Below are 13,665 nucleotides of genomic sequence, written 5' to 3'. Positions count from 1 at the left end.
TTACCATATTGCATATTAATTAATTCTTCTGAATTTATACTATTTATATCATCATTAGTTATTAGAAAAGTACTATCTTTTAAATATTGATCTTCATTATTTAACTGTTGGATATTAAAATTAAATTCTAGATTTCCATTTTCAATTTCATCTAAATCTTCTTCATAATCTACTAATAATTTTTGTTTTAAGTTAATAATTTTTTCATTGATTAAAGCAATTTCTTTTAATACCTTTTCTTTATTATTAAGAACCTGTTTAGAATCTTTTTAATAAAACTGAAATAAATGAAAGAACAACCATTTGTAAACTAGTATTTAGTTTTCTTTCACAATTTTTTCATAATCTTCTGTATTTTTCTAATCAAGCAAAGCTTCGTTCTACAATTCATCTTTTTGGTAATACTACAAAAGTATGTAATTCATTGCGTTTTATCACTTCAACATTTGCATTTATGATTGTTTTGATTTCAGAAGCAAATTTTTCACCAGTATAACCAGCATCTACTATTATTTTTTGAACTGCAGAAAGATTTTCTTTTTCATTTTCAATCATTATTATAGCGCTATTACGATCTGTTTTTTCTGCCGTGGTTATGTAAATTGCATGTGGTAAACCTTGAGAATCAACAACAATATGACGTTTTATGCCTGAAATCTTTTTACCAGCATCATAACCTTTATTTTCAGTAGTATCTGTATTTTTAACACTTTGCGAATCAATTATACAAAAACTAGTTTGTTCTTTGCGATTATTGTTGATACGAACTTTTTTAACTAATTTTTTTTAAAATTAATTGCAATACACTAGGTTCTTTACCATTATTTTTACTTCAAATTTGAAAATAATAATATACAGTTTGTCATTTTGGAAAATTTTTTGGTAACATTCTTCATTGACAACCACTTTTTAATACATATAAAATTGCACAAAATATTTCATATAAATCTAAACTTCTTGGTTTTGTTTTCTTTTTACTATTTTCTAAAATTGATTTTATGTTTTCAAATTGTTCTTTGGTGACATGACTTGGATAATTTTTATGCATATATACCTCTTATTTTAAAATATATAATCATTTTACATTATTTTCGAAAAGATTCTAAACAGGTTCTAAGACTAAAATTTTTGTTAAATGGATTCAAACTTTTTTCTAATTCTTTTTTCTCTTTTTTTAATTTTTTTATTTCTTTTTTTTGTACATTTTTTTTCATAATTTTCTCCTTTTTTAAAAATAAAAACTCATTTACTTTTTATGAAAATAATGAGTAAAAACCTAATGAAGTTTACATTATATTATATTATATTTTAATTTTTATATCTTAAAAAACAAGTAATATTTATGTAGTAATTATGATAAAATTATAAAGTTATAGGAAGGAAGTAATTATGATTAAAGATAAAAAAATAATGTTGAAATCATTAATGTCAGTAAAAACTATGATAGTAATGAAGTCATTAAAAATGTTAGTCTGAATATTGCTATTGGTGCCAAAATTGGTATTGTTGGCCCCAATGGTACTGGAAAAACAACATTATGTGAAATGATTTCCCAACTTCGTAAACCAACAACAGGTACTATTAATATTAAATCTGATTTAAAAATAGGCATGCAATTACAAGAAACTAAATTTCCTCGTGGTTTAACTGGTTGAGATATGGCCCAATATTATATGAGAGCTTATCGTTTAAATAAGTCTGTTGAAGACATTCAAAAGTTATTGTACTATTTGGACGCCGAAGCATTTATTAATAAACCTATTATTACTTTATCGGGTGGTCAACAACAAAAAATAAATATTTTATTAGCATTAATTGTTGAACCAGATTTATTAATTTTAGATGAATTAGCTACGGGATTAGATTTAGAGGTACGTGAGCGAATTTATGAATTACTAGAAAAAGAAGTTTTTATTAAACCTAATCTTTCAGTATTAATTGTTTCACATAATATGCAAGAAATTGAACGTTTTTGTCAACAAATTATCTTCATGTTTGAAGGTTCAATTATTAGTATAAATGATGTTAAAACTGTTGTTAAAGAATATGGAAGTATTGAAAAATATGTTAAAACTAAATTTAAAGAATATAAAATAGGTATGTATGATAGCGAAGCGTTATTAAAAAGATTAGGAGGGGAAAATAATGAAAAATGAGCTAAGTCTTGAAAAAACACCTTAAAAAACAAAAATAACGATTGATCTCTTCTTAATTTATTTTGAAGTTATTTAAAACGTAATCGTTCAATTATTATTTTTTCAGTTTTCGTTTCACCATTGATTTTTATTGGTGCATCAATTGGTGGAAATAATCAAATATTATCATCACCTGCTGGTAAAAACATTGGACGATTTATTTTGATGATTATTTGATTGACACAAACTGCTTCCTTTTCAATTCAAACTTTTTTAGCTATTTTATTAGATTTAAAACAAAGCGTAGTTTATCGACGCATTGGTTTAACAAGAATTAGCAAAACCAACTTTATTATTATAACATCAATATTTAATTTAGCTTTAGTTTTAATTTCTGATATTATTATTTTTATTGGTGTTATTATTATTGGTTATGTTGTTCCTTTATCTGGAATGATTAGTTCCATTTTTAATTGACAATTATTAATTATTATTTTATTTACATTATTTTTTTCTATTACTATTACTAGTATTGCTTTGCTAATGTCAGTTATTATTAAAAGTCGTACTGGACAAGCAATTGTTAGTTTATTTACTAGTTTATTAATTGTTGCACCATTAATTATTTTAACTTACTTTTTAGCTAGTCTTATTGGTGAAGGATTAGTTTCAAGTATTGGTGTTGGTGCTGTTGTTGGTATTTTAGTAGGTATATTTATTGCTTTAAATCTTATTAGTTGTGGCATTTATTATTTAACTTAAAAACTATTTAAATGATTTGATTAATTTTTATAAAAGTATGTAATGAATTATAAAATAACAAAGGAGTGAAAATATACAATGCCTAAAAATATAAGAAATTATGTTATTGATGAACAACCAATTAATTATTTTGATAAAGTTAAAGCATGATTAGATAATCAAAATAAATTTGAAAATTTAGAACTATTGTCAGAAGTTGCATCTCAACAAAACTATTTAAAACAAAGTGATAAGTTAAATACTAAAGTAATAAATCAATTAGAAAATAAATATTTGGCAAATGTTTCAAATTTAAATCAAAAATTGAAAATGTTTTAACATAATAACTTACTTATTTTTATTAATTTATAATCTAATTATTTTTTATAAATAATTAGATTTTTTATATATTAACAATATTTTGAAACAATAGGTTTATTAAAAATACTCCTTTAAATTTATTTTTAAAGGAGTATGAATATTTAAAAAAATAAATTATGAGTATAATCGAAAACCGTTTCCTAAAATTGTTTTAATTTGTCCTCCACTTTCAGATCCTCATGTTTCACCATAATGAGCAATGATAATTTGAAAAAATCATTTTCCATTTTCTTCATAAAAAGTTAACCCTAATTTAATAGTTATTAATAAACTGGCAAGTAGGAAATTTTCTTTATTATTACATATGATAATATTACAAAAATTTGCTGGGTTAATAGGTCCATTTTTTGTTACTTTTGCATTTATTAAATATTTTTGAAAATTTAGATTTTTAACAACTTGATTAATGTTAATAGTTGGATATCCTGTATCACCTCAACTATAAGATGAATCTACATAATCTTCTGTACCATTTTCATTAAAAAAAGTAATATATCGATAATCAATTGGTAAACCATATTCTGTATTTCATTCAAATGTATGGATAAATGAATTATTTCTAGTCTGTTTTCAATAACTTATATCAGTTAGTTTTCCGTTATTAAAATGAAATTCTGTTGTTTTTCATCATATTTTTGTCATTTTTTTAAATTCTGTTTGTTCTACTGGACATTTATAAATGCCATTAATAGTTAAAACATAAATATTTTTATTACTATCAAAAGTAATATTACTAACATCATATGTATCATTATCAATTACTTTCATTTCAATAAAATTTGATTGTAAAAAATCAAATTTATAAACTTTATTTATTACAGAGTTATTATTAGTTATTATATAAATATTTTTATTATTTATTATTATTTTTTTGATTATTCCATCTATTGATGAATTATTTATTTTCTTAAAGTCTTTTTGTTTTACTGAATACTTATAAATATTATTATTATCTGCAATATAGATAGTTCCATTTTCATCTGTTACTAAAATAGCATTAACAGGTAGTCCTCAATGTTCACTTATTATTATAAATTCTGTTTGTTCTGCTGGACATTTATAAATACTATTATTTGCAATTACATAAATGTGTCCGTCTTTACCAGTTGTTAAAAGAGAAATTTGTAGTGTTTCTTTATTTGTATCTATATTTAATTGTTTAAATTCGTTGTCATTTTCTAAACACTTATAAATACTATTCGCAAAAGGAACATGAAGAGTATTATTAGCAGTGATATAAATATTTCCATATTTATCAATACTTATGTGACTCAGAAAATTAATATTAGTTGGTAATGTCATTTTTTTAAATTCTCATTCTCCCGCTAAACATTTATAAATATTATTATTAGCTATTATAAAAACATTTCCGTCTCTCTCATTAATTTTTAAAAATCTAATATTTTCTAATTCTTTAGGTATTATCATTTGTTGAAAATATGTTTGTGTTGCAAGACATTTATAAATATTATTATTAGTTGCGACATAAGTATTTTTATCTTTATCAGTTTTTATAAATTTACCATTAGCAAATTCTTTAGGTACTATCATTTGTTTGAACTCTGTTTGTTCTGCTAAACATTTATAAACAGTATTATTAGCAAGTGCATAAATATTTCTATTTCTATCAGTTGTTAAAGACTTAATTTCATTTATTTTTCAATTATTATTTTCATTTTTAATACTTGTTTTAATTTTATTATTTGTGTTATTGATAAATAAGGTATTTAAACTGTTTGTACTTGCTATTGCTAAAATTGTTGTTGTAATTAGTGTTGATATCTTTTTCATATTTTAAAAACTCCTTTTTATTTTTTCCCAATAACTTCTTATTTTTAAGAAGTGAATATATTTTATTTTTTTTCAAATAAATTTCAAATAAAAATAGAGCAAATTTTAATTTAAACTAAAAATCATAAAAAAAATATATTTTATATTTAAAAAAATATTTTGAATGTTATAATAGTAGTAAATATGGATTAATTTGCATATATTATATAAAGCAGGGGTGGCATTGCCTGAGAAATACCCTATAACCTGATCTAGTTAGTACTAGCGGAGGGAGACTTTATTTTTTATATTTTAAAAAATGATAACTCCTTTTTTGTTATGTAAGATAAATTAAAGGAGTTATCATTTTATTATGTTTAAAGAACAACTATTAACAACTATCAATTATAATAAAGTTAAAAGCAAACTGGAGATAGGAATGTTAATTAAAGCATCAGCCATTTTTAGTTTAATTACTTTTCTAACATTAACATTTATTATTAGTATTTTACCTGCTAGTAGTATTAATCACTTTTTTAAAGTTACTACTATTACTGGTTGACAATTTTATAGCAGTAAAATTTATTTAATATTAATTCTTTGTTTATTATTAATTTCATCAATTTTATTATCTGTTATTACATGAACAGTTAAAATAGAAGATATTCATAAAAATATTGTTATTGTTACATTACTATCAATTTTTAGTATCAATCCCATTGCATTAATTTTTAATTTAATTAAACATTATCAATGACAAAAAGAAGAAACTTTTGCCATTTTAAAAACAAGATGATGAACTAATTTTAAATTTGCATTTGGTATTAAACGATGATTAGTTATTGATTATACAATTATTGGTTTATTTACTGGTGTAACTATTGCTTGTGCTTTTATTGAACAAAATTTATTACCAAAAATGCCATACGGCGGCGGTATTGCTATTAAATATATACCTTTAATGGTTATTAGTTATATTATTGGCTTTGCAGGTGGATGATTAACGGGTATGATTAGTGCTTTAATGTCATTATTATTTATTAGTGGTGGTTATGTTATTAGTGCTTGAAGTTATTTATTAGATTATTTTTTGCCAATGACAACACCCGCTATTATTTCATTATTACGTTTTAATTTAAAATCTGATAAATCAATTTTTACTTATATTAATTATTTTTTACATTGTTTTTTAGTTTGTTTAATTATTTATTTTTGACAAACAATAGCAGGATATTTTATTTGATCACAAATTACTAATGCTGATGGAAGTAAAAATATTTGATCAGGATTTAATCCTCTTTTTTACTCATTAGTTTACAATTTTATTCATATTTTTTTGTTTACTTATCCAATTATGCAATTAACAATACCTTTTATTTATCGTGGTTTAGTTAGTCACTATGTAGAAAGATATCGTTAAAATAGTAATTCCAATTACTATTTCTTTTTTTAAATAGCGTTATAATATTAATTGATAGAAAGGGTGATTATAATGAAAAATGATGAAATAATTCAAAGAAGATATTATTATTATGGATGGTAATATTAAATTAATGAATAAAGCATTAAATGAGAAAAAGGTTGTATTAGCAGCAATTGAATTAGGAAAACATGCTCAACATACAATTGATATTGGTTGATCTGAACATTTTCAAGCATATGCTAAATTAAAAAGTACAACTACTACTGGTACTTGTTTTTGTAAAAAACCAGCAACTCATTTAGTTTATTTTTGACGATAATAAGATAATATAATTTTTAAATAATTTAATTAACTACTAGATGAGAATTAAAAATAAATTCTTTATCTAATTGATTTTGATATTCTGGATTTGTTATTAATCTTTGTTTTAGTTTTGGTTTATAATAAGTAAAATAAATAATAGTAGCAATTATAATAAATACTCAAAACATTAAAAACTTAATTGTAATTGCAATTAATATGATTCCTCTGTTGCTTACTAAATCATGAATCATATTATAATTAAAAATAATGAATTGACTAATTAAAAATAATAAACAGATAATAAACATAATTCATTCGATAACTTTTATTTTTATTTTTTTATAATAACCCATAACACAAGTTGCTGTTATAACAAAAAGATAAACAAAGATTGTTATATTAGTTGTAAATCCCAACATTTGGTTGTAATTAAAACTAATTCCAATTAAATCCGGAATTATTAGCATAATAATACAAACTATAATTGTAATTATAAAATTAATAGTATTACCATACATTGCAATATTTTCTTTATTTAATTTGGCTATTTTTTCACTAATGTATCCTTCTTTCGCTAATGGTTGTAGCATAGCTCCAGAATATAGCGTTACTTGTATTACACCATTCAATTTAATTGATAAAGTACAAATAACTAGTAAAATGATACCTGTTGTACCAGCAATCCCAACAATAACATTATTTGGATTATAATTATTATCACCATTTGCTCATCCGTTATTACCATTAGGTCCCTGTGAACTGATGGCACCAATAATTAAAATTGTAATAATTAAATAAAAAATAGTTGTCAAAAATAAGACAATAATTGTTCCCCTACCTAAATTTTTATTAGGATTTTTAACATTTTTTCCAATAACAGTAAAGGTCTCAAAACCAAGGAAAAAGTAGAAAAAATTGCTAAAAGCATTATTAAAAATATTAATTGTAAAATGAAGATGTTTAGTACCAACAAATGCTTGTTGATAAACTATAGTGCCATTTTTGATTACCAGAATAATGGCACAAATAATCAAAAAACAAGTTGACAGTCATTTAATGATTCCTGAAATATTAACAAATCAACGAAAACCTCTTAATCCAAAATAGATACAACTTGTAACCAAACAATAAACTATAATTCCTAAACTATCAATAAATAAATTAGATCATCTATCAGGTAATCAAGAAAAAAATGATAATTGGTTTAAGTTAATTCTAAACATTGAAATAATACCACCAATAACAGTAGATGGTAAAATGATATATTGCATAAAGCCGATTATTCATCCTCAAAAACGACCAAAAGTTGCCCTAACATAAATATATGCTCCAACCATTATTACCAGCATAAACTTTACTACATTTTAAAAAAGCACATGCACTAATACTAGCCATTATAGCTCCTAAAATCATAATTCAGATTAGATGTAATCCAACTCCACCATTATTTCAATAATATATTGGATGGGTTACACTTTATTGGACACTAATTACGTAGACAAGTGAACAAATTAGTTAAAAGAAAGGAAATATAATTATGGCCAATATTAACTCATATAATGATGAATTTAAAAAAACAAATAGTATCTTTATATCAAAATGGCAAATCAGTATCTTGCCTTGCTAAAGAATACAACGTTACAAGAGCAGCTACTTATAAATGAATTAAGCAATTTACAAATTCAGGCAGTTTTAAAACTAAAGATAATCTTTCGGATTTAGAAAAACAATTAATTCAAGCAAATAAAGAATTAAAACAATTAAGAATGGAGAATGATATTTTAAAGCAAGCAGCACTAATAATAGGCAGAAAGTAGAGATTATTACAAATAATAAATCTAAATATAAAATTCGTCCAATTTGTCGTTTTTTAAAACTTTCTAAATCAACATATTATTTTAATTTAAAGAAAAAAGAAGATAAAATCAAAAATAATATGTATGATGAAGCTGTTATTAGTGCTTTTAAACAAAATAAAGAAGTTTATGGAACAAGAAGATTAAAAGTCAGTCTAGAAAATAAAGAAATTTATTTATCACGCAAAAAAATTAAAGAAATTATGAATCAGCATAATTTAATATCAAAATACACTAAATTATCATTTAAATAAAAATCATCATAACAAAGTCAATGATAGCCAAATAAGCAATCTTGTGAATAGAAACTTTAATAATAGGCTTAAAAATGAAGTTATTGTTAGTGATTTAACTTATGTTCAAGTTAATGGTAAGTGAAACTATATTTGCTTATTAATCGACCTATTTAACCGCGAAATTATTGGACATAGTGTGTAGGTACTAAAAAAGATGCATCATTAGTATATCAAGCATTTATTCAATCAAATCGCTGTTTAAAAGATATTCAAATATTTCATAGTGATCGCGGTAATGAATTCAATAATAAAACTATTGATAAACTTTTATTAGCATTCAATATTACCCGTTCTTTAAGCAAAAAAGGTTGTCCTTATGATAATGCTGTTGCTGAAGCAACTTTCAAAACTTTCAAAACTGAATTTATTAATGATAAAAATTTTACATCATTAATCCAATTAAAATTAGAATTATTTGATTATATCAATTGATACAACAACATACGAATCCACAGCACTTTAAACTACCTAACTCCAGTTAAATATCATGAAAAAATGTCTACCAAAAAATAGTCCTAAAAAGGGTTGCCATTCCAATATTCCTATAAAAGACATAGGAAAAGCTATTGTGCAAGTATAATTAAATCCAAAGTCACACCAGTTCTCCTAAGCCTATTTTTTGCTGCTTTGTTTTTTGTTTTAAAGACTTATTTAAAACTTTTTGTGTGTTCATAGAATCCTCCTTTGAATTTATTTAATATTAACGATAATTATATAGTATATTTTATTTGAAATACAATAAAAACTATTTCATTTTTGTAGAAAATAAATATTAGTAAATAGTTTAATAACATTGATTGATAATTAACAAAATATTTAAAATATAATTTAATCAATAAGTAAACATTGCAACTTGTTAAATGATTATGATATTATGGTTTTATGATTACTTTACCTGAACATATTAAAGGAGAAAAACATGAGTTATAATCACCAACAAATAGAAAAAAAATGACAGCAGTATTGATTAAAAAATGAAACTTTTAAAACAAACATTGATGATAATAAAAAACCAAAATCATATATTCTTGATATGTTCCCTTATCCTTCAGGATCAGGTTTACATGTTGGCCATCCTAAAGGTTATTGTGCTACTGATGTTATTTCACGAGTTAAAATAATGAATGGTTTTAATGTTTTGCATCCAATTGGTTGAGATGCTTTTGGTTTACCAGCTGAACAATATGCCTTAAATACAGGTAATAATCCAGAGACATTTACTAAACAAAACATTAATAATTTTCGTAAACAATTACAAAGTATTGGTCTAAGTTTTGATTATAATAAAGAAGTTAATACTACAGATCCTCAATATTATAAGTGAACACAATGAATTTTCATTAAACTTTATGAACAAGGGTTAGCTGAAATTAAAGATGTTGAAGTTAATTTTTGTGAACAGTTAGGAACTGTTTTAGCTAATGAAGAAATAATTAACATTAATGGTCATATGGTTTCTGAACGTGGTAATTTCCCAGTTATTAAAAAACCAATGCGTCAGTGGGTTTTAAAAATTACTAAGTATGCTGAAAAATTATTAAAAGGATTAGATGATTTAGACTGACCAAATAGTGTTAAGGAATTACAACGTAATTGAATTGGTAAAAGTGTTGGAACACTAGTTGATTTTATAGTTGAAAATAATAAATGTAAGGTTTCTATTTTTACTTCAAGGGTTGATACTATTTTTGGTGTTTCATTTTTAGTACTTGCCCCTGAACATCCATTAATTCATGATTTAACAACTAGTGAATATTCGCAAGCAGTTACTCAATACTGTTTAGCTGCTAAAACTAAAACAGATTTAATGCGTCAAGGAGATGATACTTTAAAATCTGGTGTTTTTACTGGAAGTTATGCTATTCATCCTTTTACTAAAAGTAAATTACCAATTTGAGTTGGTGATTATGTTTTAAATCATTATGGGACAGGAGCCATTATGGGTGTTCCTGCACATGATAGTCGTGATTTTATTTTTGCTAAAAATAAAAAGTTACCAATCAATTTTATTATGAAAACTAATAATAAAAATGAACCATTTTTGGGTACTAGTGAATATATTAACTCTGATTTTATTAATGGTAAGGATTTAGAAACAGCTACTAATTTAATTGTTAAAAAATTACTAACTTTAAAACAAGGAAAAGTACATACTGCATATAAGTTACGAGATTGACTTTTTTCTCGTCAACGTTATTGAGGTGAACCTTTTCCGATAATTTATTGAGAAGATGGTACAATCTCAACAGTAGATAAACAACAATTACCAGTATTATTACCAAAAATGACTAATATTAAGCCATCTAATTCGGGGAATGCACCTTTAACTAATGCACCAAATTCCTGATTACATGTAACTAGAAAAGATGGTGTAAAAGGAAAAAGAGAAATTAATACAATGCCACAATGAGCAGGTAGTTGTTGATATTATTTAGCATATATTTTAAAAAATGATGATGGTACTTATTGTGATTTTAATAGTGCTATTGCGCAAAAACGTTTTAACTATTGATTACCGGTTGATTTATATATTGGTGGTCAAGAACATGCTGTTTTACATTTATTGTATGCTCGTTTCTGACATTTAGTGCTATATGATTTAAAGTTAGTTAATGTTAAAGAGCCATTTTTAAAATTGGTAAATCAGGGTATGATTCTTGGTGAAAATAATGAAAAAATGTCTAAATCACGCGGTAATGTTGTTAATCCAGATGATATTATTAATGAATATGGTGCTGATACTTTGCGAATATATGAAATGTTTATGGGGCCATTAACAGCATCTTTACCGTGATTAAATAGTGGTTTAGTTGGTTGTTATAAGTTTTTAATGCGTATTTATCGTCTTGTTAATAAAGATGAGTATAAAATAAAAATTACTACTAAGAATGATAAATCATTAGATACAATTTATCATCAAACTGTAAAAAAAGTAACTAATGATATTAATGATTTAAATTTTAATACTGCTATTGCACAACTTATGATTTTTATCAATGCTTGTTATAAAGCACCAACTATTTATCAACAATATTTAGTTAATTTTTTAAAATTATTAAATCCATTTGCTCCACATATTGCTGAAGAATTATGATTTCAATTTGGTAATAAAGAAAGTATTAATAAAAGTCAGTTTCCAAGTTATGATGAAAAATTTTTGATTACTAGTGAAGTTACTATTGCTATTCAGATTAATGGTAAAACAAAAATAACTTTAGTAGTAAAAGAAAATTTAAATAATCAAGAACTTTTAAAAGCAGTTAATAATGAAGAAAAAGTAAAACATTGATTGCAAGATAAAACAATTATTAAGACAATTTGTATACCAAATAAGATTATTAATTTTGTTGTTAAGTAAAGGAGGAATAATGAAAGTTGCTATTATTTTTGCAGCAGGAATTGGCAGTAGATTACAACCTGTCTCAAATAATGTTCATAAATCGTTAATTAAATTTAAAGGTTTAACTTTAATTGAACATATAATTAATCATTTAATTGAAATACATGATTTAAAAAAAATTATTGTCATTACTGGTCATTTAAAAGATGAATTTAATTTTCTTACTCATAAATATTCAAAATTAATCTTAATAAATAATCAACATTTCCTTGATTATAATAGTGGTTATGCTTTGACATTAGTATCATCATATTTTAATGGTCAAGATGATATTTTTATTATTTCTGGTGATATGATTAGTACAAAAAATATTTTTTTAAATAATTTTTCAACTAATATGATGGCCGCTATTAAGCGTGATCATGATAATATCAAAGAAGATTGAAGTTATAAATTAAACAAGAATGGTAATATTATTGATATTATTAAAAGTAAAAAAAAGGATAGTTTCTTGGCGGGAGAATGAAGTTATATTACTAAAAAATGAGCAAAAGTTCTTGGTGAAGATTTAATAAATCCACAACAAGAACTTGTATTGCAAACAACAATGGTTGGTAAATATTTAATTAGTAATAGTATTAAACATAATTTTGAATTAAAACCTTATGTTTTATCATTTGATTGTCATTGGGATGTTGATAATATTATTAATTTAGAACGAACTAATAAATATTTTAAATAATTTAAGTAGTTAATTTTTTTCCAGAAGTTGTTGTTGAAACTACTGGAATTTCTTCACGATTACAACTATGTGCAACATTTTGGAATGGATTAGTAGTATTACCATTTAATTTTAGTGCTTCTGCTGTTGTTTCTGCTACTGATTCATTTTCTGGATCTAGTGCATCTACTTCTTTAAAACTAACTTGTCCATTACTATTTGTAGAAACATTATTTTTTTGATTAACATTATCTTTATTTTTAATAATATTAACTGATTGATTTAGTTTAGGCTTTTTAGTTCGATTATTAAATAGTGAAACTAAAAGTTTTTTTAATCATATGTATGGAAAAAAAGAAATATAAGCGACATCTTTTGCAAATTTTACAATTCAATTTCTACTACCACCACCAGAAGAAGTTGCTTTTTCTTTTTTATCTTTTTCACCTTGTAATTTATCAAAAATTTCTTTACTTGGTTGTTGCTGTTGTTGTGCTGACATAATTTTCACATCCTTTTTTATTTAAAAATAATTAGGTTCCACTTATCTAATAAAAAAGAATAAGTCGAACCTAATGGTCTTTAATAATTTAGTTTATTATGATGTTAGTATAACATATTTTCAATTTTTAAGCACAACAATTTAAAAAAATAACATCCTTACTTTTGAGTTAATAAATCATAATTTTATTTAAAAAT

At 23.7% G+C, this 13,665-nt stretch carries 11 protein-coding genes, 1 pseudogene and 1 riboswitch; of the genes and pseudogenes, 7 read left to right on the top strand and 5 right to left on the bottom strand.

From position 1 onward, the window contains the following. Nucleotides 1–258: 258 nt before the first annotated feature. A protein-coding gene (locus ACI2WJ_RS05675) for an IS5 family transposase (RefSeq protein ID WP_400254448.1) occupies nt 259–1,048 on the bottom strand; the annotation gives its coding sequence in 2 pieces (ribosomal slippage) (nt 259–786 and nt 788–1,048; 789 coding nt in all). Between the two features lie 37 nt (nt 1,049–1,085). Beyond that, entirely contained in the window at nt 1,086–1,214 is a 129-nt protein-coding gene (locus tag ACI2WJ_RS05670) for a hypothetical protein (protein ID WP_400255098.1), read from the bottom strand. Between the two features lie 204 nt (nt 1,215–1,418). Here ACI2WJ_RS05670 and ACI2WJ_RS05665 point away from each other — a divergent pair, with 204 nt between their 5' ends. Next, nucleotides 1,419–2,897 (top strand): ATP-binding cassette domain-containing protein, encoded by a 1,479-nt coding sequence (locus ACI2WJ_RS05665; RefSeq protein WP_400255251.1) that lies wholly within the window; start codon nt 1,419–1,421, stop codon nt 2,895–2,897. Nucleotides 2,898–2,975: 78 nt separating this feature from the next. Continuing rightward, a complete protein-coding gene (locus tag ACI2WJ_RS05660; protein ID WP_338957050.1) occupies nt 2,976–3,215 on the top strand; it encodes a hypothetical protein in 240 nt (79 codons plus the stop codon). 156 nt (nt 3,216–3,371) lie between these two features. Here ACI2WJ_RS05660 and ACI2WJ_RS05655 read toward each other — a convergent pair whose 3' ends face one another. Next, nucleotides 3,372–5,048, bottom strand: coding sequence for a hypothetical protein (locus ACI2WJ_RS05655; protein WP_400255097.1), 1,677 nt, complete (start codon nt 5,046–5,048; stop codon nt 3,372–3,374). 203 nt (nt 5,049–5,251) lie between these two features. Then, nucleotides 5,252–5,339, top strand: a riboswitch (TPP riboswitch). Between the two features lie 127 nt (nt 5,340–5,466). On the opposite strand from ACI2WJ_RS05655, the gene ACI2WJ_RS05650 reads away from it, so the two are divergent. Further along, nucleotides 5,467–6,447, top strand: coding sequence for an energy-coupled thiamine transporter ThiT (locus ACI2WJ_RS05650; protein ID WP_400255096.1), 981 nt, complete (start codon nt 5,467–5,469; stop codon nt 6,445–6,447). Nucleotides 6,448–6,559: 112 nt separating this feature from the next. Next, a complete protein-coding gene (locus tag ACI2WJ_RS05645; protein WP_400255095.1) occupies nt 6,560–6,769 on the top strand; it encodes a hypothetical protein in 210 nt (69 codons plus the stop codon). Between the two features lie 25 nt (nt 6,770–6,794). On the opposite strand, the gene ACI2WJ_RS05640 is transcribed toward ACI2WJ_RS05645, so the two are convergent. After that, nucleotides 6,795–8,024 (bottom strand): amino acid permease, encoded by a 1,230-nt coding sequence (locus ACI2WJ_RS05640; protein WP_400255094.1) that lies wholly within the window; start codon nt 8,022–8,024, stop codon nt 6,795–6,797. Between the two features lie 288 nt (nt 8,025–8,312). Between ACI2WJ_RS05640 and ACI2WJ_RS05635 the strand changes: the two are divergent. The 3 genes and pseudogenes from ACI2WJ_RS05635 to ACI2WJ_RS05625 all read left to right on the top strand — a co-directional run bounded on the left by ACI2WJ_RS05635 (nt 8,313) and on the right by ACI2WJ_RS05625 (nt 12,987). After that, nucleotides 8,313–9,418 (top strand): annotated as a pseudogene (locus ACI2WJ_RS05635) (IS3 family transposase). 406 nt (nt 9,419–9,824) lie between these two features. Next, nucleotides 9,825–12,263 (top strand): leucine--tRNA ligase, encoded by a 2,439-nt coding sequence (gene leuS / locus ACI2WJ_RS05630; protein WP_400255093.1) that lies wholly within the window; start codon nt 9,825–9,827, stop codon nt 12,261–12,263. 10 nt (nt 12,264–12,273) lie between these two features. Next, nucleotides 12,274–12,987, top strand: a complete 714-nt coding sequence (locus tag ACI2WJ_RS05625; RefSeq protein WP_400255092.1) for a sugar phosphate nucleotidyltransferase — start codon at nt 12,274–12,276, stop codon at nt 12,985–12,987. Nucleotide 12,988: 1 nt separating this feature from the next. Here the strand turns inward: ACI2WJ_RS05625 and ACI2WJ_RS05620 are convergent, their stop codons facing one another. Continuing rightward, the gene (locus ACI2WJ_RS05620; protein ID WP_339040048.1) at nt 12,989–13,468 is read right to left on the bottom strand and encodes a hypothetical protein; all 480 of its coding nucleotides are present in this window, start codon (nt 13,466–13,468) and stop codon (nt 12,989–12,991) included. Nucleotides 13,469–13,665 lie beyond the last annotated feature (197 nt).

The organism is Spiroplasma endosymbiont of Cleonymus obscurus (assembly GCF_964273375.1).
Lineage (GTDB): Bacteria > Bacillota_I > Bacilli_A > Mycoplasmatales > VBWQ01 > Spiroplasma_E.
The sequence above is the reverse complement of the archived record's forward strand: the minus strand, read 5'-3'. Positions and strand labels throughout refer to the sequence as shown.